At 72.6% G+C, this 22,393-nt stretch carries 17 protein-coding genes; 9 read left to right on the plus strand and 8 right to left on the minus strand.

All coding sequences use genetic code 11. The annotated features are described in order from the left end of the window. Positions 1 to 36 precede the first annotated feature (36 nt). Together OG617_RS09400 and OG617_RS09405 are read left to right on the plus strand one after the other, a co-directional pair. Positions 37 to 1,620, plus strand: a complete 1,584-nt coding sequence (locus OG617_RS09400) for a S1 family peptidase (RefSeq protein ID WP_405100499.1) — start codon at positions 37 to 39, stop codon at positions 1,618 to 1,620. A 185-nt stretch (positions 1,621 to 1,805) separates the two neighbouring features. After that, a complete protein-coding gene (locus OG617_RS09405; RefSeq protein ID WP_405100501.1) occupies positions 1,806 to 2,180 on the plus strand; it encodes a hypothetical protein in 375 nt (124 codons plus the stop codon). 42 nt (positions 2,181 to 2,222) lie between these two features. Here OG617_RS09405 and OG617_RS09410 read toward each other — a convergent pair whose 3' ends face one another. Then, positions 2,223 to 3,746, minus strand: a complete 1,524-nt coding sequence (locus OG617_RS09410; RefSeq protein WP_405100503.1) for a hypothetical protein — start codon at positions 3,744 to 3,746, stop codon at positions 2,223 to 2,225. Between the two features lie 137 nt (positions 3,747 to 3,883). On the opposite strand from OG617_RS09410, the gene valS reads away from it, so the two are divergent. Then, positions 3,884 to 6,499 (plus strand): valine--tRNA ligase, encoded by a 2,616-nt coding sequence (valS, locus tag OG617_RS09415; RefSeq protein WP_405100505.1) that lies wholly within the window; start codon positions 3,884 to 3,886, stop codon positions 6,497 to 6,499. Positions 6,500 to 6,513: 14 nt separating this feature from the next. On the opposite strand, the gene OG617_RS09420 is transcribed toward valS, so the two are convergent. The 4 genes from OG617_RS09420 to OG617_RS09435 all read right to left on the minus strand — a co-directional run bounded on the left by OG617_RS09420 (position 6,514) and on the right by OG617_RS09435 (position 10,674). Further along, on the minus strand, positions 6,514 to 7,158 hold the full coding sequence (locus tag OG617_RS09420; protein WP_405100507.1) for a hypothetical protein: 645 nt from the start codon (positions 7,156 to 7,158) through the stop codon (positions 6,514 to 6,516). Positions 7,159 to 7,360: 202 nt separating this feature from the next. After that, positions 7,361 to 9,067 (minus strand): CotH kinase family protein, encoded by a 1,707-nt coding sequence (locus OG617_RS09425; RefSeq protein ID WP_405100509.1) that lies wholly within the window; start codon positions 9,065 to 9,067, stop codon positions 7,361 to 7,363. Continuing rightward, positions 9,067 to 9,744, minus strand: a complete 678-nt coding sequence (locus OG617_RS09430) for a DUF4956 domain-containing protein (RefSeq protein WP_396676976.1) — start codon at positions 9,742 to 9,744, stop codon at positions 9,067 to 9,069. Before OG617_RS09430 ends, OG617_RS09425 begins: the two co-directional genes overlap by 1 nt. 6 nt (positions 9,745 to 9,750) lie before the next feature. Then, on the minus strand, positions 9,751 to 10,674 hold the full coding sequence (locus OG617_RS09435) for a polyphosphate polymerase domain-containing protein (protein WP_405100511.1): 924 nt from the start codon (positions 10,672 to 10,674) through the stop codon (positions 9,751 to 9,753). 300 nt (positions 10,675 to 10,974) lie between these two features. On the opposite strand from OG617_RS09435, the gene cysC reads away from it, so the two are divergent. Together cysC and galT are read left to right on the plus strand one after the other, a co-directional pair. Further along, entirely contained in the window at positions 10,975 to 12,504 is a 1,530-nt protein-coding gene (gene cysC, locus OG617_RS09440) for an adenylyl-sulfate kinase (protein WP_405100513.1), read from the plus strand. A gap of 36 nt (positions 12,505 to 12,540) precedes the next feature. Next, positions 12,541 to 13,617 carry a galactose-1-phosphate uridylyltransferase gene (gene galT / locus OG617_RS09445; protein WP_405100515.1) on the plus strand — a complete coding sequence of 359 codons (1,077 nt, stop codon included), beginning with the start codon at positions 12,541 to 12,543 and terminating at the stop codon, positions 13,615 to 13,617. A gap of 411 nt (positions 13,618 to 14,028) precedes the next feature. On the opposite strand, the gene OG617_RS09450 is transcribed toward galT, so the two are convergent. Next, positions 14,029 to 15,246: an NADP-dependent isocitrate dehydrogenase gene (locus OG617_RS09450; RefSeq protein ID WP_405100517.1), complete on the minus strand. Its 1,218-nt coding sequence runs from the start codon at positions 15,244 to 15,246 to the stop codon at positions 14,029 to 14,031. A 137-nt stretch (positions 15,247 to 15,383) separates the two neighbouring features. Here OG617_RS09450 and OG617_RS09455 point away from each other — a divergent pair, with 137 nt between their 5' ends. Further along, entirely contained in the window at positions 15,384 to 16,211 is an 828-nt protein-coding gene (locus OG617_RS09455) for an MBL fold metallo-hydrolase (RefSeq protein WP_405100520.1), read from the plus strand. 105 nt (positions 16,212 to 16,316) lie between these two features. Here the strand turns inward: OG617_RS09455 and mdh are convergent, their stop codons facing one another. Continuing rightward, positions 16,317 to 17,267: a malate dehydrogenase gene (gene mdh, locus OG617_RS09460; protein WP_405100522.1), complete on the minus strand. Its 951-nt coding sequence runs from the start codon at positions 17,265 to 17,267 to the stop codon at positions 16,317 to 16,319. Between the two features lie 146 nt (positions 17,268 to 17,413). Continuing rightward, positions 17,414 to 18,274 (minus strand): bifunctional methylenetetrahydrofolate dehydrogenase/methenyltetrahydrofolate cyclohydrolase, encoded by an 861-nt coding sequence (locus tag OG617_RS09465; RefSeq protein ID WP_396676983.1) that lies wholly within the window; start codon positions 18,272 to 18,274, stop codon positions 17,414 to 17,416. Between the two features lie 467 nt (positions 18,275 to 18,741). Between OG617_RS09465 and OG617_RS09470 the strand changes: the two genes are divergently transcribed. From OG617_RS09470 to OG617_RS09480, 3 genes are all read left to right on the plus strand, one after another. Beyond that, entirely contained in the window at positions 18,742 to 20,346 is a 1,605-nt protein-coding gene (locus OG617_RS09470; protein WP_405100524.1) for an ABC transporter substrate-binding protein, read from the plus strand. A gap of 81 nt (positions 20,347 to 20,427) precedes the next feature. Next, positions 20,428 to 21,366 carry an ABC transporter permease gene (locus OG617_RS09475; RefSeq protein ID WP_396676985.1) on the plus strand — a complete coding sequence of 313 codons (939 nt, stop codon included), beginning with the start codon at positions 20,428 to 20,430 and terminating at the stop codon, positions 21,364 to 21,366. A 69-nt stretch (positions 21,367 to 21,435) separates the two neighbouring features. Further along, a complete protein-coding gene (locus tag OG617_RS09480; protein ID WP_405100526.1) occupies positions 21,436 to 22,392 on the plus strand; it encodes an ABC transporter permease in 957 nt (318 codons plus the stop codon). Position 22,393: the final 1 nt, after the last annotated feature.

A 22,393-nucleotide genomic window follows, 5' to 3' on the forward strand; every position in this document is an offset into this window, starting at 1 on the left:
GATCGGGCACCGCCGACCACACGGGGAGGACACGGGGTGCGTACACGACGCATGATCATTTTTGGGGTCGCCGCCGCCTGCGCGGTCGGGACGACCGCCTACGGGCTGACACCGGCCGACGGCGCGGCGACGAGGCCGGTGGCGGCCGCCGCTGCCGACCACCCGGCCGGCGGAGGGGCCGACGCTCCCGCCGATCCGGCCGCCGACAGTGGCCTCGGTGCCGCGCCCGGCGGCGCCGCCACGCCCACAGCCTCGTCGGCCGGAGCCGGGCGGTCGGGCCGGCTGCCGGCCGGTCGACCGGCCGCCGAGGTGGCCGCCGCCGCGCCGGCGTCCGTCGCCTACCTGAGCGACCGGTACGGGATCTCCGCGACCGAGGCGGCCCGGCGGCTCGCCCTCCAGGAGCTCGCCCCGCCGCTGGCCACGACGCTCGCCGACCGCTTTCCGGGCGAGTACGGCGGGATGTGGCTCGACCAGTCGGCCGGCGGGGTGCTCACCGTCGCCGCCACCCGGCCCGAGTCGGTACGGGCCGCCGTGGCCCCCGTGCCGGACGCGGCCCACGTCCGGGTGGTTCCGGTGCGGCACTCGCTGCGGCAGCTCGGCGCCTCGGCGGCCCGGGTCGCCAAGGCGCTGGGCGCGGCCGTCGGCACCGACGTCGTGGTGGACCAGGCGGCCAACGAGGTCGTGGTGCTCACCGGTGGCCGGGTCGCCGCAGGCGACCGGCGACTGCCGGCGGCGCTGGCCGACGCCGGGGTGTCCGCCCGGTCCCGCGCCCGGGTGGCGCGGGTCTCGGTGCCGAAGGCGTGCGACCCGCGCGACTGCACCCGGGCGCCGATGCGCGGCGGCATCCGGCTGGACGTCCCGCGCGACGACGGCACCGTCGGCGGCTGCACCAGCGGCTTCAACGTGCGGGACCGGAGCGGGGCGGCCTACGTGCTGACCGCCGGGCACTGCGTGGTCGGCGGCAGGCACACCCGGCGCGACGACGCCTGGCACCAGTTCCTCGGGCCGAAGATCCCGGTCACGATCGAGTCCGGCAACACCGGGCTGGCCGAGAACGCCTACCCGAACGACTACGCGGTCATGCCGTACCAGGCGGGGGCGCTGCAGCGGTGGGCGTATCCGACCACGGCGACCAGCCGGCCGAGCCTGGTCAACTACTGGTGCGTCGCCGACAACCCGCGCTGCACGACCAGCCGGGACGTGGCGATCACCGGGTACGTGCCGTGGAGCGACATCCAGACCGGCTGGGTGGTCTGCGCGACGGGCTCCGCCTACACCCCGAAGGCCGGCGAGCCCTACGTCGACTCCGGCGCCGGGTTGGGCTACCTGCCCGGCACCCGGTGCGGGGAGATCACCGGCAAGTCCGGTGGCGGCATCGACGTGCGGATCTGCGCCCGGCCCGGGGACAGTGGCGGCCCGCTGTTCACCGAGTCCGACGGCAGGGCGCTGGGCATCCTGTCCAACGGCGACCCCGGCCAGGGGCGGTGCGCCAACGCCGACGAGCACAACAGCTACGCCCCGGTCTCGACCATCCTCGACCGGGCCAACGCCCGCACCAACGGCCGCCTCGGGCTCCGGCTGGCCATCACCGGCCCGATCTTCGGCCCGATCAAGCGCTGACCGGAGACCGCCCGCCGCGACACGAAGCGCCCGCCCGGGTCGGGCGGGCGCTTCGTCGTCCGCCGCGGAGGTCGGGTGGGGTGATCGGTCCGGAGTGGGATCGCGGTCGCTTCCCGGCCCGGCCGGCTGGCTCGGTCGGACGGCTCGGGCGGCCGGCCCGGTCGGCCGGCTGGGAGGATCGGGCCATGGTGGAGACCTGGGCGTTCCACGGTGGGACGGCGCCGGTGACGGCCGACGACGCGGTCCGACAGCTCGGCGAGCGGGTCACCGCCGGCCGGCTCGAATCGTGGCTGAGCAGCTCGTCGGGGCGCTCGCTGGCGGTGGTGAGCAACAGCGAGCGGGCGATGGTGATGCTGCTCGACGGGCCGGGCGACCCGGGCGCGCACGCGACCGACCCCGGGGCGGACGGCTGGAGCGACGGCTTCGTCCTGGGCAACGGGCAGGACGACGAGTATCCCGACGAGGACACCGTGCCGCTGGAGGAGGCGCTGCGGATCGTCCGGCACATCGTCGCCGAGGGCGGCCCGCCGCCCGACGCCGCGTGGCGGGTCGACCGCTGAGCGGCCGGCCCGCGCGAGGGGGGCGTCGACGACGGGGTGCCGTCAGGGCCTGCCGGGGGACGCCGCCTCGGCTCGCAGGTCCTGGCGGAGCCGGTCCACCGCGCGGTCAAACCCGAACAACAGCGCCAGCAGCAGGGCGGCCACCCCGGCGAAGACCGGGACGGTGAGCGACGGGCCCTGGTAGGGGCCGTCGAACTGGGACCGCGCCACGACCGGCGCGAGGGCCTGCCCGGAGAGCACCAGCGCGGCGGGCCCCAGCACCAGCAGCGCGACCCGCCCCCCGATGTCCGGCCGGGTGACCGACGGCGCGGCGGGTGGGGTGGGAGGGGTCGGGTCAGGCGTGGTCGGAACGAAACCAGGGGCGGTCGGGGCGGAACCGGTGGACGCGGTGGCGGCGAAGGCGAGGCCGAAGCCGAGCGCGAGGCCGAGCCCGAGGACGGTCAGCAGCGGCCGGACGGTGTCCGCCGAGGGCATCTCGGCGCGGACCACCGGGGCGGCGAGCGGCAACGCGACGGCGGCCACCAGCAGGCCGAGCGCGTCCCACGGCAGCAGCCGGGCCGCGTGCCGGGCCAGCGCCGCGCCGGCCGCCAGCGCCGCGACGCCAACCGCCGTGACCAGGAACGCCCGTCCCGGCGCGGCGGTGAAGCTCAGTGGAACCCCGTACAGGGCGATCGGCCCGGCTGCGGCGCAGAGCACCACCCACCGCGCCCCGACCGCCCGGCCGACCCGATACGCGTACCAGAGCAGGACCAGCGCGACGACGACGGCGAGCACGACGGTGGAGGCCTGGCCGAACGCCTCGACGGCCCGCTCCCGGCGCGGCCCGGCCAGCCCGTCGGGGCTGAGCTGGAACTGCCGCACGATCCACCAGCGCAGGGTCAGCCCGACCAGGGTGAGCACTGCGGCGGCCCCGACGACCAGCAGCGGGCCGGGACGGAACCGGCCGGTCCGCGCGGGCCGTCCCGGGCGAGCCCGCCGCCAGGCGACCGCCGCGGCTGCGACGGTGAGCGCGATGGGGAGCCAGAGCTGCGCGTCCGGCCGGACCCTGTCGGACTCGGTGGTGGGCAGCACGGCGTACGACAGCGCGTTGCCCACCGGGTGCAGCACCAGGCCCGCGGCCAGGCCCGCGGCGACGAGTCGACGGCCCGGCCGGGCCGCCTGCCCGACGGCCAGCAGGGCGGCGCCCAGCGCCAGCCCCATCCCCGCGGCGCCGGCGATGGCGGCCAGCACCAGCCCCGGCGACGGCGTCGAGGTGGGCAGCAGGTGCACGCCGCCCTCAACCGCGAGATCGGTCAGGAAGGTCAGCGCCAGCCCACCGGCGGCGACCGGCCAGCCGGGCAGCGCCGGCAGCAGCGCCGCCAGGGCCACCGCCACGGCCACCGCCACGCAGGCGAACGCGGCGGGGCGCAGTGGCTGACCGTCCCGGACGAGCTCGGTGAAGCCGGACTGGGCGACCAGCGGCAGCTCTCGCGCCGCGAAGACCGCCCCGACGGCGAGCGCCGCCGCCGCGTCGACCAGCGTCGTCCAGTCGCGCCCGACCGGGCGCGCTCCCGTCATCTCGCCCATGGATGGCCTCCCCCGCGTCCCGGACGCGGCGATGCTGTCACACGTCCCGCCCGGCCGCTGTCCCGCCGGTGACAGGCGACCGGAGCCGAGGCGGATAAGCCGTGGCCGGCCCGATCGGTGCTGCCTAGGATCGACGGATGACTGATACGGCGAGGACGGCCCGCGCCGGCGTCCCCGAGCGGCCCACGTTGGACGGGCTCGAGGAGACCTGGGCCCACCGCTGGCAGGAGGACGGCACGTACGCGTTCGACCGTTCCGAGGCGACTGTTCCGGAGCGTGGCGCGGTGTCGGACGCGCCGAACCGGAATGGCCGTAGGGCGGACGTGTTCTCCATCGACACCCCGCCGCCGACCGTATCGGGCGAGCTGCACATGGGGCACGTCTTCTCGTACACGCACACCGACACGGTGGCCCGCTTCCAGCGGATGCGTGGCCGGACGGTGTTCTACCCGATGGGCTGGGACGACAACGGCCTGCCCACCGAGCGCCGGGTGCAGAACGTGTACGGGGTGCGCTGCGACCCGACGCTGCCGTACGACCCGGACTGGCAGCCGCCGGCCGCCCCGGTCGACGACGCGGCCCGCAAGGACCCGACGCCGATCTCCCGGCGCAACTTCGTCGAGCTGTGCGGGACGCTGACCGCCGCCGACGAGCAGGTGTTCGAGGCGCTGTGGCGGCGGCTCGGGCTGTCGGTGGACTGGTCGCTGACGTACACCACGATCGGGCGGGCGGCCCGGGCGACGTCGCAGCGGGCGTTCCTGCGCAACCTGGCCCGGGGCGAGGCGTACCAGGCGGAGGCGCCGACGCTGTGGGACGTCGGGTTCGCCACCGCCGTGGCGCAGGCGGAGCTGGAGGACCGGGAGCGGCCGGGGGCGTACCACCGGCTGCGGTTCGCCGGGCCGGGCGGGCGGGAGGTGCTGATCGACACCACCCGGCCGGAGCTGCTGCCGGCCTGCGTGGCGCTGGTCTGCCACCCCGACGACGAGCGGTACCGGGACCTGGTCGGCTCGTCGGTGCGTACCCCCGTCTTCGGGGTCGAGGTGCCGGTGCGCGCGCACCCGCTGGCGGACCCGGCGAAGGGCACGGGCATCGCGATGGTCTGCACGTTCGGCGACCTGACCGACGTGACCTGGTGGCGGGAGCTGGCGCTCGACACCCGGGTGGTGGTCGGCCGGGACGGGCGGCTGCTGCCGGAGCCGCCGGCCGGCGTGCCGGCGGAGCCGTACGCGGCGCTGGCCGGGCAGACCGTGAACGGCGCCCGGCGGACGCTGGTGGGGCTGCTGGCCGACGCGGGCGACCTGGTCGGCGAGCCGCGCCCGATCACGCACCCGGTGAAGTTCTACGAGCGGGGCGACCGGCCGTTGGAGATCGTGTCCACCCGGCAGTGGTACCTGCGCAACGGCGGGCGGGACACCGGCCTGCGCGCGGAGCTGCTGGCCCGGGGCGGGGAGCTGCGCTGGGTGCCGGAGCACATGAAGCACCGCTACGACCACTGGGTGGGCGGCCTGACCGGTGACTGGCTGGTCAGCCGGCAGCGCTTCTTCGGCGTGCCGGTGCCGGTGTGGTACCGGCTCGACGACACTGGCGAGCCGGACCTTTCCCACCCTCTCACACCCGACGAGTCGACGCTGCCGGTCGACCCGTCCAGCGAGCCGCCGCCCGGGTACGACGAGTCCCGGCGCGGCCAGCCCGGTGGTTTCGTCGGCGACCCGGACGTGCTGGACACCTGGGCCACCTCGTCACTGACCCCGCAGATCGTGGGCGGCTGGGAGACCGACCCGGGGCTGTTCCGGCAGGTCTTCCCGATGGACCTGCGCCCGCAGGGGCAGGAGATCATCCGCACCTGGCTGTTCTCCACGATCGTCCGGTCGCACCTGGAGCACGGCGTGCTGCCCTGGCGGGACACGGTGCTCTCCGGCTGGATCCTCGACCCGGACCGGAAGAAGATGTCCAAGTCCAAGGGGCACGTGGTCACCCCGCTGGCGCTGCTGGAGCAGTACGGCTCCGATGCGGTCCGGTACTGGGCGGCCAGCGGCCGGCCCGGGATGGACCTGGCCTTCGACCCGGCGCAGATCAAGGTGGGCCGGCGGCTGGCCACCAAGCTGCTCAACGCGTCGAGGTTCGCCCTCGGGCTGGGCGCGGCCGACGCGCTGCGCGCCCCGGCGACCGAGCCGCTGGACACCGCCATGCTCGCCGAGCTGTCCGGCGTGGTCGCCACCGCGACGGCCGCCTTCGACGGGTACGACCACACGGCCGCCCTCCAGGCGGCGGAGGCGTTCTTCTGGCGGTTCTGCGACGACTACATCGAGCTGGTGAAGGAGCGCGCCTACGGCACCGGGCCGGGGGCCGACTCGGCCCGCGCGGCGCTGGCGACCGCCCTGTCTGCGCAGTTGCGGCTGTTCGCGCCGGTGCTGCCGTTCGCCACCGAGGAGGTCTGGTCCTGGTGGCGGTACGGGTCGGTGCACCGCGCCACCTGGCCGACGACGCACGAGGTCGGGCGGGCGATCCAGGGCGACGGCGACCCGGAGCTGCTACGGCTGGCCGGGGACGCCCTGAGTCAGGTGCGCCGGGCCAAGTCCGAGCGGAAGCTGTCGATGCGGGCGGAGGTGCCGCTGGCCGAGGCGCTCGGCCCGGCCGCCCTGCTCGACCGGCTGACGCTGGTCGCCGACGACCTGCGGGCCGCCGGCCGGATCGGCAAGCTCGACCTGCTGCCGGACCGCACCCCGGAACTGGTCGTCGCCTGCGCCTTCTGAGCCGCGGCTGGGCCTCACCAGCCGCGCAGCATGCGGACGCCGAGCAGGGCGGCGACCACGGCCGGCCCGACCAGCAGGGTGACCGCCTGGAGCCGGTACGGCATCCGGTGCCGGGCCAGCTCGACGGCGTTGCCGCAGACCACCACCCCGGCGAGCAGCACGAACCCGCCCCACCAGTGGGTCTGCCCCGGGTCCACGAGCCGGGCGCGGATGAGGAACAGGGTCACCCCGACCAGGGCGCCGGCCAGGGCGAGCAGGGCGACCGTCCGGTGCAGCCCCCGGGCCAGCGGGTCGGCGGACCGCCACAGGTAGGTTCCGGCGACCGCCAGGCAGGGCAGCGTGACCAGGGCCGGCCAGCCCCGGCTGGTCGTGCCGGTCATCAGCAGCGCCCCGACCGTGAAGATCAGCAGGCCGACGCAGGCCACGACGTACCCGACGAACGCCCGCCCGCCGCCACGGGCCAGCAGCACCCCGCCACCCGCGGCGGTCAGCGCCCCGGGGACCAGGACGAAGCCGGCCCACCAGTGGTAGTCGCCGATCGACTGGGCCACCGTGGTGGTCGCCGCCGCAGCCGTCCCGGCGATCGCCAGGCTGGTCGCCCAGTGCCGGGTGCTCTTCGGGTACCGCCGGGGCGTCGCCCGGCCCGTGTCCGCCACCATGGCCCCCAGCCTGCCTCAGCGGGCCCTGCCGGTCCATCCGGCCAGCCCTACCATTCCGACCAGTCCTACCATTCCGACCGCCCCGGGGAATGCCGACGGACGGAGACGGGGCCGCCCGGGTACGGAGGGGGCGGCCGGGGCGGCCCGGTCACGACGAGGGCGGGGCCGGCGTGGTGCCCGCCAGACCCCGCCCTCGTCGGGTTCAGCCGCCGGTGATCACCTCGTTGTCCCGGAGGCTCTCCGTCCGCTGCTTCACGAGGGTGCGCAGCCGGTCCGCGTCGGCGTCCACGGCCGTCGCGTCGGCCCCGTCCACCGTCTTGAGGACCGTGGTGATCGCGTCGAGCGACCCGGTGGCCCGCCCGTCGGCGTACACCTGCTGGTAGAGCGTGCGGTACGCGTCCTCGTAGACGCCCTTGAACGCCTCGCTGGCCAGGAAGCGATCCTTGAGCTTGTGGCCCGACATCATGCCGCCGGGCCGGCCGCCCTCGGCGGCTCCGCCCTCCCGCCCCGCGTCTGCGCCGCCCGGCGGCTGGGCGCCACCGGGGAGCCCAGCCCCACCCGGAGGCTCAGCCCCCTCAGGAGCCTGCGCGCCATCGGGCGCCTGCATCCCGCCCCGCATGCCGCGGCTGTTGCTGTCGTGCGGTCCCTGGGCGGCGTCGCCACTGAAGGTGAGGTTGTGGTCCCAGCTGATCACGCTGAACTTCTTCGTCTCCAGGTCGTACCAGAGGTAGTAGTTCTTCCCCGGCCCGGCCATGTCGTCGAAGTTGAGCAGCAGGTTCTGGAGTGCGACGTAGCGGGCGAACGACTCCACGTCGACCCGGTCGGCTAGGTGCGCGTCGAACTCCTCGTCGCTCGCCGAGTTCACCCACTTGATCAGGTTGATCACGGGTTGCAGGTCCTGGCTGCCCTGCATGGTGATCTGCTTGAAGTCGTCCTGGTAGTCGATCTGGTCGTCGCCCTGGTCGGTGAAGCTGCTGCTGGCCAGGGACTTGTAGAGCACCCCGGTGCCGTCCATCTGGTCGGCGAAGTGCTCGTCGGGGTGCTCGACCAGCAGCCGCGCCGTGGTCGGCCGGCCGTTCACCGTGAACGAGGAGTACGCGTACCGCTGGGCCGCCTCGCCGACGCCGTCGAGCAGGGACAGCGACAGCGCCTCGTTCAGCACGGTGGAGCCGCCGCCCATCCCGGAAACCCGGACGGCCACCTCGCGGTGCCCCTGGTACCGGCGGCCGTCGACGAACTCGTCGAAGCTGATCAGCCAGGGCAGCGTCTCCGGCTCCTCGGCCTTCAGGGAGGTCCGGGCCATCCCCCCACCGGGAAACCCACCCTGGCCCTGGCCCTGACCCTGCTGTTGGCCCTGGCCCTGCTGCTGGCCCTGGCCCTGCTGCTGGCCGGCGCCGGGGGCCGGACGTCGGCCGCCGCCGGGGGCGGCACCCCCGCCGGGGGCGGCACCCCCGCCGGGGGCAGCGTCGCCGCCCTGTCGCGGCTTGCTCTCGCCCTTCCAGGTCAGCCCGCTCAGCGTCGAGTTGCCCTTGAGCCGGATACCGACGCTGGGGACCGTGGTGCCGTCGACGGTCAGGTCCGCCTCGACGTAGTCCTTCTCCCCCTCCTTCCAGTAGGTGTCGAGCATCCGCTCGTAGTCCGCGTCCCGGAAGGTGAGCCGGATCGAGTGGGCGGCGGTCGCGTCGAAGAGGTCCGTCGTGCCGGCGAGGTCCACGGTCACCGCGTTCGCCCCGGTGTCGCTGGCGCTGGTGACGTACGGGTGGATCCGCTCCGTGCCCAGCACCAGGGTGAGAACGGCGACGAACGCCACGCAGGTGGTCAGCAGCTTCCAGTTCTGCCGCACCCGCACCGGTAGGCGTCGCCGCAGGTTGCGGGGCAGCAGAGACCGGGTGCGCAGCGGCTCGGACATCACAGGTCCGTCTGGTCGTAGCCGGTCAGCACCGTCACCCGCTGGCCGGAGGTCCGCTCGCCGAGCGCCGAGATCAGCTCACCCGGCTCGCTGCCCTTCTTGAGCCGGACCGTGTACATCAGCTCGGTAAGCGCGCCGGCCCGGATCGTCTCCAGGCTGACCAGCTCGAACTCCGTGGTGTAGCGGACCAGCACGTCCTGGATGTCGGAGGTGTGGTTGCCGCCGGCCGGGACCTGGACCTTGACCACCTGGCGCTGCACGTTCAGGGCGAACCAGTTGAACCGGTACATCACCACGATGATCAGGCTGATCGCGACGGCGGCGGCGATGGCCAGGGTGTAGAACCGGGTGCCGCAGGCCATGCCGACGCCCATCACCAGGAAGATGAACCCGACGTCCCGGGTCTCCTTGATCGCGTTGCGGAACCGCACCACCGACAGCGCCCCGACCAGGGCGAACGCCCGCGCGATGTTGGAGCCCACCACCAGCATGATCAGCGAGATCAGCATGCCGAGGATGATCAACGTCTGTACGTACGACTGGCTGTACGACACGTTGCGGTGGGTGGCCCGGTAGATCCAGCCGATCATGGCGCTCAGCAGGAACGACAGCGACAGCACGATGGCGATGTCGCCGACGCTGAACGTGCCGGACAGGTCCTGGAAGGTGATGTCCATCGGTGCTCAGGCCTCACTTCTCGTGGGGGTGGCCGCCGCCAGGCCGGCGGCGGGGTCGTCGTCCTGGACGTGGAAGACCGAACGCGGCGCCCGGTCGAACGCCTCGACGCTCTGGCAGTACTTGGAGACCCGCACCACCTGAAGCTCCGCGCGGGCGGCGAGGTCGGTGAGCCAGTACGGGACCCGCTCGTTGGCCTTGATCTCGACGACCGACAGCCCGGCCAGGACGATGAGCCGGTTCTCGGCCTCGGCCCCGAGGTGGAAGTCGCGGTCCCGGCCCCGGATCCGGTGGTCGAGGGTGACCCGCAGCCCGAGGTCGGCGTCCTGCCCGACGAACGCCTCGCGCTGGTAGCCGGTCATCGCCACCGGACGCAGGTCGAGGCCGGCGACGAGTTCGAGCACCTCCTCGACGAACGCCCCCTGGGCGAGGTCGTGCTCGACCGCCACCCGCTCGTCGCAGAGCCGCCGGGCCAGCCGGTACGGCAGGGCGACCCGGCGCTTCTGGGTGACCCGGTTGACCCGCTGCTTGATCTCGACGTACACGGTGGTGTCGTCGTCGACGGTGGAGCGGTCGCCGTAGTGGCGTACCCGCAGTTTGCGGCGGAACCGCAGCCCCTCGATCTTCTCCCAGTAGAACCGCAGGTCGGTGGTGTCGTAGTAGACGCTCCACACCCCGTACCCGCCGTCGCCGCCGTGGCTGTCCAGGGCGAGCCGGCCGGCCAGCTCGCGCCGGAGCGCCGGCACCTTCGTCGTCGCGACCAGGTACTTGATCTCGTACCGGTTGAACGCGTGCAGCTTGCTCGGCGCCCGCAGGGCGTGACCCGCATGGTCCGGGCCGGCCGTCGAAGGGCCGGGATCCGGTGTCGGGTCGCCTCGATGGTCAGCAGCCGGGTCTGGGGGACGGGCTCGGCGGTTGAACCGTAGACGCATGGACACGCTTCCTCCGGTCGGGTTCCTCGGGGTGGCGGAACGCTGGAAGCCAGGAAAGCGATCGGTCATGGAAACGGCGTATGAACAAGCTGTGGATGAGCTTTGGACCGCAGGTGAACGGCAGCGGAGAACGCCGCCCCGCCCGCCTCGCACCGCCCGTGACCAACGACACCCCGGGCCCTCGCTGCGGGCCGCCGTCCGGCCGGTCCCGGCAACTCCACCCGCGGTAGGGGGAATGGCGCTCTCGACCGATCGCCGGTCGACTGAGAAACTGTGTGCCGGCCAGTAGTGGGGGGTGCGATGAGTAACGGGTGGGTGCTGCCCGAAGAGGTGCTGCGGGACGCTCCGGCGTACACGCCGCGGCCCGGGGAACTGGCCGATCTGGAGTTGCTGCTGACCGGGGCGTACGCGCCGCTCGCCGGCTTCATGACCAGGGCCGACCTGGCCGGCGTCGGCCGGCGGGGCCGGCTCGCCGACGGCACGCCCTGGCAGGTTCCGGTGACCCTCCAGGTGCCCGCGGCGCTCGCCGACGGCCTGGACCCGGCCGACCCGCAGCGCCGGGCGCTGGTGCTGACCGACGGTGAGGGTGCCCCGGTCGCCGCGCTGGAGGTCACCGACGTCTGGCCGGCCCGGGACGGCGTCGCCGGAATCGGCGGCCCGGTACGGCGGCTCGGCGACGGCGGCCACGGCCCGTTCCAGCGGCTGCGCCGCAGCCCGGAGGAGATCCGGGCGTTGCTGCCCCCGGGCCGGGTGCTCGGCGTCCTCGCCAACCGGCCCCTGCACCGCCCGCAGCTCGCCCAGATCGCCCACGCGGCCCGCACCCTGGGGGCGCACCTGCTGGTGATGATTCCGGTCGGCGAGGGAACAACCAACGGGCTGCCCTCCGAGGCGCTGGTCCGGGCGGTCTTCGCCGGCCGGGACCGGATGCCCCCGGCGACCCTGGTCGCGGTGCCGCTGTCCCGCCGCCGCGACGAGATCGGCGACGCGTTGCTCCAGGCCCGGGTGGCCGCCGCGTACGGGGTGACCCACCTGCTCTCCACCGGCGAGATGCTCTCCGGCGCCGGCCTGCGGGTGCTGGTCCCCCGCGAGCTGGCCTACGACAACCGGGACGGGCAGTGGCGCTGGCGGGAGGACATCCCGCCGCGCAACCGGCGGCTGGCGCTCAGCCAGGCGGAGATCGACGACCTGCTCGACCGGGGTTTCCCGCTGCCGGAGTGGCACACCCCGCCGGCGGTGGCCAAGGAACTCGCCCGGGCCCGCCCGGCCCGGCGGCACCGAGGGCTCGTGGTGTTCCTGACCGGCTTCTCCGGCTCCGGCAAGTCGACCATCGCCCGGGGCCTGACGGACGTGCTGCGCGAGGGTGGGGACCGGACGGTGACTCTGCTCGACGGCGACGTGGTACGCCGGGAACTCTCCGCCGGGCTGACCTTCAGCAAGGCGGACCGGGACCTCAACGTCCGGCGGATCGGCTGGGTGGCCGCCGAGGTCGCCCGGCACCGTGGCGTCGGCATCTGCTGCCCGATCGCCCCGTACGCGGCGGCGCGGGCGACCGCCCGGGAGATGGCCCACGCCGCCGGGGCCGGCTTCGTGCTGGTGCACGTGGCGACCCCGATCGAGGTTTGCGAACAGCGCGACCGCAAGGGCCTGTACGCCCGGGCCCGGGCCGGCCTGCTCACCGGGATGACCGGCATCGACGACCCGTACGAGGTGCCGGCGGACGCCGACGTGGTGGTCGACACCACCGACCTGTCGATCGACGAGGCGGTGCACGCGGTGATGCATCACCTGACCGAGATCGGGTGGGTGGAGCAACGTCTCCAGTCCACCTGACGTCGGCCGCGCCGACGGGGAAGAGGAAACGGCGGAGTGAAGCGTACGACGATCGAGCTGGCCGACGGCCGGGAGCTGATCTACTTCGACGAGCGGGACGACGCGGTCCGCGACCAGCCGGACCGGCGGGAGCTGCCGCCGCCCCCGCCCGCGTCCCAGCTCCGGTACGACCCGCTGACCGACGAGTGGGTGGCCGTCGCCGTGCACCGGCAGACCCGCACCTTCCTGCCCCCGGCCGACCAGTGCCCGCTCTGCCCGTCCCGGGGCGACCGGCTCAGTGAGATCCCGGCGCCGGACTACGACGTCGCCGTGTTCGAGAACCGGTTCCCGTCGCTGAGCCAGCGGATCGCCGAGGAGCCCGCCGAGATCACCCCGTTCACCCCGGTCCGGCCCGGTCAGGGGCGGTGCGAGGTGGTGTGCTTCACCGACGACCACAACGCATCGTTCGCCGGCCTACCGCCACGCCGGGTCCGCACCGTGCTGGACGCCCTCGCCGACCGCACGGTGGCGCTGGCCGAGCTGCCCGGGGTGGAGCAGGTGTTCTGCTTCGAGAACCGGGGCGTGGAGATCGGGGTGACCCTGAACCACCCGCACGGCCAGATCTACGCGTACCCGTTCGTCACGCCGCGCACCCGGGCGATGCTCGGCGCGGCCCGTCGACACGCCGGGCGCACCGGCGGCGGCAACCTCTACGCCGACGTCCTCGCCGCCGAGCGCGCCGCCGGAACGCGCGTGGTCGCGAGCAACGAGCACTGGACGGCGTACGTGCCGGCGGCGGCCAGATGGCCGTTCGAGGTGCACGTCGCCCCGCACCGGCCGGTGCCGGACATCCCCGCCCTGACGGACGAGGAGCGGGACGCCTTCGGCCCGCTGTACCTGGACGTGCTGCGCCGCTTCGACAGGCTGTTCGACCTGCCGATGCCCTACATCGCCGCCTGGCACCAGGCCCCGGTACGGGTCGACCGCGAGCTGGGGCACCTGCACCTTGAGCTGTTCAGCATCCGGCGTGCCGGGGACAAGCTGAAGTACCTGGCCGGCTCGGAGTCCGGCATGGGGGTGTTCATCAACGACATCGCCCCGGAACGCGCCGCCGAACTGCTCCGCGCCGCCTGACCGGAGATCCGGGCCGAGGTACGGGGCGCGCGGGCCGGACGCGGGGCGCAGGGATCGGGGATCGGAGTGCAGGGCGCGTACAGGGCGCGGGGGGCCCGGGACGGGCCCCCCGCAGGGAAGGGACGGCTGGCTGTGTGCGACAGCCGGGAAGGCTGGCTGATCGGCACTCGCGCCGCGAGGCGACCCGCGGTCAACCTTCCTGGACGCGACTGGCACCACGTCCACCAGGCTCAACGAGCCACCTGACCCTCGGTGACGGCAGGCGCACAGCAAGGCCACAGCCCGGACACCAAGGAGCCCGGACACGACGGAGCCCGGACACCACGGAGCCCGGACACGACGGAGCCCGCCGGCACGGGGCCGGCGGGCTCGGTCGGTGACGCATCCCCCGCGCAGGGGGTGTACGGGAGGTCAGGCGGCGAGCCGACGCGCCAGGTTCTCGTCCAGCGCGTTCATGAACTCGTCGGTGGTCAGCCACGGGGCGTCCCGCGAGATGAGCAGCGAGAGGTCCTTGGTCATCTGGCCGCCCTCGACGGTGTCGACGATGACCTGCTCCAGGGTGTTGGCGAACTCGGTGACCGCCGGGGTGCCGTCCAGCTTGCCCCGGTGGGCCAGGCCCCGGGTCCAGGCGTAGATGGAGGCGATCGGGTTGGTCGAGGTCTTCTCGCCCTTCTGGTACTGCCGGTAGTGCCGGGTGACGGTGCCGTGCGCGGCCTCCGCCTCGACGGTGCGGCCGTCCGGGGAGAGCAGCACCGAGGTCATCAGGCCGAGCGAGCCGAAGCCCTGCGCGACGGTGTCGGACTGCACGTCACCGTCGTAGTTCTTGCAGGCCCAGACGTAGCCGCCCTCCCACTTGAGGGCGGCGGCGACCATGTCGTCGATCAGCCGGTGCTCGTAGGTGATGCCGGCGGCCGCGAACTCCGCCTTGAACTCGCTCTCGAACACCTCGGCGAAGATGTCCTTGAAGCGCCCGTCGTACGCCTTGAGGATGGTGTTCTTGGTCGACAGGTAGACCGGGTAGTTGCGGTCCAGGCCGTACCGGAACGAGGCGCGGGCGAAGTCCCGGATCGACTCGTCGTAGTTGTACATACCCATGGCGATGCCGCCGCCGGGGAACTTGGCGACCTCCATCTCCACCGGCGCGGAGCCGTCGGCCGGGGTGTAGGTGATGGTCACCGTGCCCGGGCCGGGGACGACGAAGTCGGTGGCCTTGTACTGGTCACCGTGGGCGTGCCGGCCGATGATGATCGGCTTGGTCCAGCCCGGGACCAGCCGCGGCACGTTGGACATGATGATCGGCTCGCGGAAGACGACGCCGCCGAGGATGTTGCGGATGGTGCCGTTCGGCGACCGCCACATCTTCTTCAGGCCGAACTCCTCCACCCGGGCCTCGTCCGGGGTGATGGTGGCGCACTTGACGCCGACGCCGTGCTCCTTGATGGCGTTGGCGGCGTCGACGGTGACCTGGTCGTCGGTCTCGTCGCGGTGCTGGATCGAGAGGTCGTAGTAGTGCAGGTCGACGTCGAGGTAGGGCAGGATCAGCTGCTCCCGGATCTGCTTCCAGATGATCCGGGTCATCTCGTCGCCGTCGATCTCCACGACCGGGTTGTTTACCTTGATCTTCGCCATCGGCCGGCGCTCCTCTCAGGGGACACGTGCTCAAGCAGTACGAGCGTACTGGAAACTGGCCGGCAGTCCCCAGTCGGCCTCGGTGGGCCGGCGGAAACGGGGTGCACGGCACGGGAGATCGCTGGCACCATCACCGGATGCCGACGCGCCGCACCATCGGGTCTATCACGGTCACCGCGCTGGCCGACGGGGAGGGCCCCTTCTTCCAGCCCCGCGAGGAGGCGTTCCCGGACGCCACGGCCGAGCACTGGCGCGCGGCCGACGAGCGAGACCCGGCCGCGGTCACCGACGACGGGCGGTGGTGGCTGCAGTTCCGCTGCTTCGCCCTGCGCGCCGGGGACGGCCCGGTCACCCTGGTCGACGCCGGCATCGGCCCGGCCGGTTCCCCCGCCGCCAGCTGGGCCCCGGTACCCGGGCGGCTACCGGCCGAGCTGGCCGCCGCCGGCATCGACCCCGCCGACGTCCGCACGGTGGTGCTGACCCATCTGCACACCGATCACGTCGGCTGGGCGGTCACCGGCACGGCCGGCACACCTTGGTTCGGCAACGCCGACTACCTGGTACAACGCGCCGAGCTGGACGCCCTGGGGTCGGTCAATCCGGAGCTGGGCGCCGGGCTGATCGCGCCGTTGCGCGCCGCCGGCCAGCTCCGGGTCCTCGACGGCGACACCCCGCTGACCCCGGGGGTACGCGTGCTGAGCACGCCGGGGCACACCCCCGGTCACCAGTCGGTGCTGGTGGACGCAGGCGACGAGCGGCTACTGGTCACCGGCGACCTGCTGGTGCACGCGGTCCAGCTCGTCGACCCCGACCTGGCGTACGCCCACGACGACCAGCCCGCAACGGCGCGCGACACCCGCACAACCCTGCTGCAAGCCCTGCTCGCTTACCCTCCACACCCCCCAACCACCCTGGCCACCCCACACCTGGGCCACCCCTTCGTGGCCCCACCCCCGCCCTCCTGACCGCCCTACCGACCTTTCCCCGTTGATCAAGAAGTTTGCGTCAGGATCCGGGCTTGGCGTGACACAAACCTCTTGATCAACGGGGAGAGAGAGGGCCGGGGTGGGTTACATGTGGGTTATGTCGGATTGTTTGGTGCGGACGGCTTCGGCGGCGGACTTGAGGCTGGACAGTTCGTCGGGGTCCAGGTTGGTCTCGATGATTCGCCGGACGCCCTCGGCGCCGATCTCGGCCTCGACGCCGAGGTAGACGCCGGAGATGCCGTACTCGCCGTCGACCCAGGCGCAGACCGGCATCACCTCGCCGGAGTCCTCCGCGACGGCCCTGGCCATCCGGGCGGCGGCGGCCGACGGGGCGTAGTACGCCGAGCCGGTCTTCAGCAGCGCGACCACCTCGGCGCCGCCGTTGCGGGTCTTGACGACCAGTTCCTCGATCTGTTCGGCCGGCATCGCCTCGCGCAGCGGCCTGCCGTCGACGGTGCTCATCGACGGGACCGGCACCATGGTGTCGCCGTGCGAGCCGAGGGTCAGGGTCTTCACCGACCGCACCGGCACGGACAGGGCCTCGGCCACGAAGTTGGTGAACCGGGCGGAGTCGAGCATGCCGGCCTGACCGAGCACCCGGTTCTTCGGGAATCCGGTGGCGAGCTGGGCCAGCGCGGTCATCTCGTCCAGCGGGTTGGACACGACGATGACCACGGCGTCCGGGGCGTGCCGGGCCACGTTCTCGGCGACCTGGCGGACGATCTTGGCGTTGGTCTCCAGCAGGTCCATCCGGCTCATGCCCGGCTTGCGCGGCAGGCCGGCGGTGACCACCACGACGTCCGAGCCCGCGATGGCCTCGTACCCCTCGCCGTCCGGGCCGGTGGTGACGCCGACGACCGTGGTCTCGAAGCCCTCGACGGGGCGCGACTGGTTGAGGTCCAGGGCGAGGCCGGCCGGCTTGCCCTCCACGATGTCGGTGATCACCACGGTCTCGAAGACGTCGTACTCGGCCAGGCGCTGCGCGGTGGTGGAGCCGTAGAAGCCGGCCCCGACGACAGTGACCTTCTTACCCATGGTCGTCCCACTCCCTGATACCCGTCGGATTCCCGGACCGTATCAGTCATCCTGGCACCGATCGGGGCATAACCGGCGGCCTTTGGGCAGGATGGTCGAGGCCACCGCCGCAGGCCCGGACGGCGGCCACGGAGGAGACGAGTGGCTCAGTTGCCCTCGGCGCGCTCGACGACGTTGGTGAGCAGCATGGCGCGGGTCATCGGGCCGACGCCGCCGGGCATCGGGACCAGCTTCCCGGCCACCTCGGCGACCTCGGGGGCGACGTCGCCGGTGTAGCGGCCCTTGCCGTCCGCGCCGATCACCCGGGTGATGCCGACGTCGACCACCGTCGCGCCGGGGGTGACCATGTCCGCGGTGAGCAGCCCCGGCACCCCGGCCGCGACGATGACGACGTCCGCCGCCCGGGTGTGCGAGGCCAGGTCGAGGGTGCCGGTGTGGCACAGGGTCACCGTGGCGTTCTCGCTGCGCCGGGTGAGCAGCAGGCCGAGCGGGCGGCCCACGGTGTTGCCCCGGCCGACGACGGCGACGTTGGCGCCGCGCAGCGCCACGTCGTGCCGGCGGAGCAGCTCGACGATGCCGCGCGGGGTGCAGGGCAGCGGGCCGGGGTAGCCGAGGACCAGCCGGCCGAGGTTGACCGGGTGCAGCCCGTCGGCGTCCTTGTCCGGGTCGATCATCTCCAGCGCGCGCTGGGTGTCGAGGTGGCCCGGCAGCGGGAGCTGGACGATGTACCCGTGGCAGGCCGGGTCGGCGTTCAGCTCGGCCAGCACGTCGTCGACCTGCTGCTGGGTCGCGTCGGCGGGCAGCTCGCGACGGATCGAGGCGATGCCCACCTCGGCACAGTCGCGGTGCTTGCCGTTGACGTACGCCTGGGAACCGGGGTCCACCCCGACCAGGACGGTGCCCAGTCCCGGGATGATGCCCCGTTCCGCCAGCGCCTTGGCCCGCGTCCGCAGCTCGTCCTTGATCTCCGCCGCAGTCGCCTTGCCGTCCAGGATCGTCGCCGTCACGTCCAGATCGTCTCACGCCCCGGGCACGCCGATCCGGCGACCCGTGCGCCCGCCACCGACGGGCTGCCGGCCCGACCGAGGGGCGGGGACCACCACAGCCCGTGACGATGAGCCCCACGTGGGCATAGTCACTGATTGTAACGTTCTGTGGATCGGGTCACCGGCCGGACCGGACTGCCGGTTCGTCTGCACCACAAGCCGGATGGTCGGCGGTCAACGGGACGCACGTCGCGTAGTGGCATCACCTCGGCCCGAACCGCGCCCCCAAAGGCTGCTGGCAGCCCATTTCTCCGGGGGGGTGTAGCAGAGTGGCCGGCCGCCGGCAAGGCCGGAGACCCCGCTTCGTCACCGGTTCGCAACGGCTCCGTTGCCGACCGTCCCCCCCGTGACCTACCGTTGCCGAACGTTGCGCAGCGTTACCCCAGCGTCGGGCCTGACCGCGCAGCGTGAGGAGACGAGGAGACCGAATGCGTGTTCGTAGGCTTGCCGCCTGGACTGCCCTCCCGCTCGCGGTGACCCTGGGCCTGGTGGCCTGCGGCTCGGGCGGCGACGGCGGATCCGGCGAGAGTGACCCCAACACGGCCGTGCGGATCGAGATCGCCGAGCCGCAGCACCTGGTGCCGACCAGCACCAACGAGACCAGCGGCGCGCAGGTGCTCAGCGCCCTGTTCAGCCCGCTCGTCGACTATGACGAGGCGAACAAGCCGTACGAGGTGGCTGCCGAGTCCGTGACGTCGTCGGACAACACGGTCTGGACGGTCAAGCTCAAGGACGGCTACACCTTCCACAACGGCGAGAAGGTCACGGCCGAGAACTACATCGACGCCTGGAACCACGGCGCGTACGCCCCCAACGGGCAGAACTCCAGCTACTTCTTCGAGAAGATCGCCGGCTACGACGACCTTCAGGGCGAGCAGCCGAAGGCGAAGACACTGACCGGCCTGGAGAAGGTCGACGACCTGACCTTCACCGTGACGCTGTCCCAGCCGTACAGCGAGTTCCGGACCATGCTCGGCTACACCGCTTTCTACCCGCTGCCGAAGGCGGCGTTCTCCGCCCCCGGCGTGCTCGCCGAGGGGTACGAGCAGGCCCCGATCGGCCAGGGCCCGTTCCGGATGAAGGGCTCGTGGCAGCACGACGCCAAGGTCGAGGTGGAGAAGTACGACGCCTTCCCCGGCCAGCAGCCGAAGGTTGCCGGCGTCGAGTTCCGGATCTACCAGCAGCCGACCGCCGCGTATGCGGACGTGCTGTCGGACAACCTCGACGTGATCAAGACGATCCCGACCGAGAACCTGTCGACCGCCGGCACCGACCTCGGCGACCGGTTCCAGCAGAGCTCCGCCTCGACGCTCCAGGTGCTGGCCTTCCCGACCTTCCAGAAGGAGTTCAGCGACCCCGACGTGCGCAAGGCGATCTCCATGGCGATCGACCGGGACGAGATCACCAAGTCGATCTTCAAGGACTCGCAGCAGCCGGCCCGCTCGTTCGTCTCGCCGGTCGTCGCGGGCTACCGGGAGAACACCATCGGCGCCGCCGGCGAGTTCGACCCGGCCAAGGCCAAGGCCATGTACGAGGCCGCGGGCGGCCCGAAGAAGATCCAACTGTCGTACAACGGCGACGGTGGCCACAAGGACTGGGTCGACGCGACCTGCAACCAGCTCAAGGCCAACCTGGGCGTGGATTGCGTGGGCACCGCCGAGCCGAAGTTCGCGGACCTGCTGACCAAGGTCAAGGCCAAGCAGCCGGTCGGGCTGTTCCGGATGGGCTGGGTCATGGACTACCCGTCCATGGAGAACTACCTGGGCCCGCTGTACAGCACCAACGGCTCGTCGAACTACTACGGCTACAGCAACCCCGAGTTCGACAAGCTGCTCGCCGAGGGCGCCAAGGCCCCGAGCGAGGAGGAGGCGGTCGAGAAGTACCAGGCCGCGGAGGACCTGCTGGCCGAGGACATGCCGGTGATCCCGCTCCGGTACGGCCAGAACAACTTCGGCCACTCGACCAAGGTCAAGAACGTGGAGATGGACCTCTTCGACCGGATCAACCTGCTGAAGATCGAAGCCATCAAGTAGCTCCCCCGGAAGACGGGTCGGGTCACCGCGAGGTGACCCGACCCGCCACCGCTTTGCCCCTTTTCAGGAAGACTGCTCAGTATGCTCCGCTTCATTCTGCGGCGACTGCTCCAGATGGTTCTCGCCTTCTTCGGGACCACGCTGATCGTCTACGCGCTGATGTTCGCCGGTCAGGGCGACCCGATCCAGGCGCTCGCGGGGGAACGCCCGGTCACCGCCGCCCAGCGGGCATACCTGACGGAGAAGTACCACCTCGACGCCACGGGCGTCGGCGGCTTCTTCTACCGCTACTTCGACTACCTGAAGAACCTGCTCCAGGGCGACCTGGGGGAGTCGCTGACCGGCCGGCAGATCGGCGACATCCTCGCCGCAGCCTGGCCGGTCACCGTCAAGCTCGCCCTGATCGCCATGGCGGTGACGATCGTCATCGGGGTCACCGCCGGGGTGATCGCCGGCATCCGGCGGGGCAGCATCTTCGACAACGCGACGCTGGTGCTCACCCTGCTGGTGCTCGGCATCCCCACGATCGTGCTGGCCCCGCTCGCCCAGTACCTCCTCGGCGTCAAGTGGCAGCTCTTCCCGCCCACCGCCGGCGCCGACCCCGACCTGTACGCGCTGCTGCTGCCCGGCATCGTGCTCGGCTCGCTGTCGCTGGCCACCGCGCTGCGGCTGACCCGGACCTCGGTCGCGGAGAACCTGCGCGCCGACTACGTCCGCACCGCCCGATCGAAGGGCCTGGTCAAGCGGCGGATCGTGAGCGTGCACGTGCTGCGCAACTCGCTCATCCCAGTGATCACCTTCCTCGGGGTCGAGCTGGGCAACCTGATGAGCGGCGCGATCATCACCGAGGGCGTGTTCAACATCCCGGGCGTCGGGTTCAACCTGTTCCGCGGCATCCGCACCGAGGACGGCCCGCTGGTGGTGGGCATCGTCAGCGTGCTCGTCGTGGTCTACCTCGTCTCCAACCTGGTGGTGGACGTCCTGTACGCCGTACTCGATCCGAGGATCCGCTATGAGTGAGCGCAGCGAACGAATCGTCGGCGCAGCGTCTGGGACTCATGCCGACGCCGAGCGCAGCGAGGTGGCGGCATGAGTGACTTCGAGACCGTGGCGGCCACCGAGAACCAGGCCGCGCGACGAGGGCCGTCGGGCGAGCCCGGGGCGCCCAACCAGGTCGGCGTGCCCCGGAAGCCGCGCAGCCTGGCGGGCGACGCCTGGCGCGACCTGCGCCGCAAACCGATCTTCTGGATCAGCCTGTTCCTGGTCGTCCTGGTCGCCGCGATGGCGGTCGTCCCGGCGCTGTTCACCGCCAACGACCCGCGCGACTGCGTGCTCTCCCGCCAGCACGCCGGGCCGTCCGGCGGGGCCATCTTCGGGTACGACTTCCAGGGCTGCGACACGTACGCCCGAGCGGTGTACGGCGCCCGCGCGTCGCTGCTGGTCGGCACACTCTCGGCGCTGTTCACCGGGCTGATCGCGCTGGTCGTCGGGATGGTCGCCGGGTACTTCGGCCGGTGGATCGACGCGGTGCTCTCCCGGGTGGTCGACATCGTGCTCGGCATCCCGCTGCTGCTCGCCGCGATCGTGTTGCTCAAGCGGGTGAGCTCCAGCAGCGACAACGTCCGGCTGTTCGCGGTGATCTTCGTGCTGGCGGTGCTCGGCTGGACCACGGCGGCCCGGGTCATCCGCTCCTCGGTGATCACCGCCAAGGAGCAGGACTACGTCGCCGCCGCCCGGATGCTCGGGGCCGGCAACGGCCGGATCATGTGGCGGCACATCCTGCCGAACGCGCTCGCCCCGGCGGTCGTGGTGCTCACCATCGCGCTCGGCTCGTTCATCTCCGCCGAGGCGACGCTGAGCTTCCTCGGCATCGGCCTCAAGGCACCGACCATCTCCTGGGGCATCGACATCGACGCCGGCCGGGTGCACATGCGGGAGTCCGCCATCCCGCTGGTGGTGCCCTCGACCTTCCTCGCGCTGACCGTGCTGGCCTTCATCATGCTCGGCGACGCGATCCGTGACGCCTTCGACCCGAAGCTGCGGTGAG

This window comes from Micromonospora sp. NBC_01412 (genome assembly GCF_045040215.1).
GTDB lineage: Bacteria > Actinomycetota > Actinomycetes > Mycobacteriales > Micromonosporaceae > Micromonospora > Micromonospora rubida.

Excerpts from the sequence above, each read along its gene's own strand:
- OG617_RS09405 (WP_405100501.1), top strand. The coding sequence starts at position 1,806 with ATGGTGGAGACCTGGGCGTTCCACGGTGGGACGGCGCCGGTGACGGCC.
- OG617_RS09410 (WP_405100503.1), bottom strand. The coding sequence starts at position 3,746 with ATGGGCGAGATGACGGGAGCGCGCCCGGTCGGGCGCGACTGGACGACG.
- valS (WP_405100505.1), top strand. The coding sequence starts at position 3,884 with ATGACTGATACGGCGAGGACGGCCCGCGCCGGCGTCCCCGAGCGGCCC.
- OG617_RS09420 (WP_405100507.1), bottom strand. The coding sequence starts at position 7,158 with ATGGTGGCGGACACGGGCCGGGCGACGCCCCGGCGGTACCCGAAGAGC.
- OG617_RS09425 (WP_405100509.1), bottom strand. The coding sequence starts at position 9,067 with ATGTCCGAGCCGCTGCGCACCCGGTCTCTGCTGCCCCGCAACCTGCGG.
- OG617_RS09430 (WP_396676976.1), bottom strand. The coding sequence starts at position 9,744 with ATGGACATCACCTTCCAGGACCTGTCCGGCACGTTCAGCGTCGGCGAC.
- OG617_RS09435 (WP_405100511.1), bottom strand. The coding sequence starts at position 10,674 with ATGCGTCTACGGTTCAACCGCCGAGCCCGTCCCCCAGACCCGGCTGCT.
- cysC (WP_405100513.1), top strand. The coding sequence starts at position 10,975 with ATGAGTAACGGGTGGGTGCTGCCCGAAGAGGTGCTGCGGGACGCTCCG.
- OG617_RS09450 (WP_405100517.1), bottom strand. The coding sequence starts at position 15,246 with ATGGCGAAGATCAAGGTAAACAACCCGGTCGTGGAGATCGACGGCGAC.
- OG617_RS09455 (WP_405100520.1), top strand. The coding sequence starts at position 15,384 with ATGCCGACGCGCCGCACCATCGGGTCTATCACGGTCACCGCGCTGGCC.
- mdh (WP_405100522.1), bottom strand. The coding sequence starts at position 17,267 with ATGGGTAAGAAGGTCACTGTCGTCGGGGCCGGCTTCTACGGCTCCACC.
- OG617_RS09470 (WP_405100524.1), top strand. The coding sequence starts at position 18,742 with ATGCGTGTTCGTAGGCTTGCCGCCTGGACTGCCCTCCCGCTCGCGGTG.
- OG617_RS09475 (WP_396676985.1), top strand. The coding sequence starts at position 20,428 with ATGCTCCGCTTCATTCTGCGGCGACTGCTCCAGATGGTTCTCGCCTTC.
- OG617_RS09480 (WP_405100526.1), top strand. The coding sequence starts at position 21,436 with ATGAGTGACTTCGAGACCGTGGCGGCCACCGAGAACCAGGCCGCGCGA.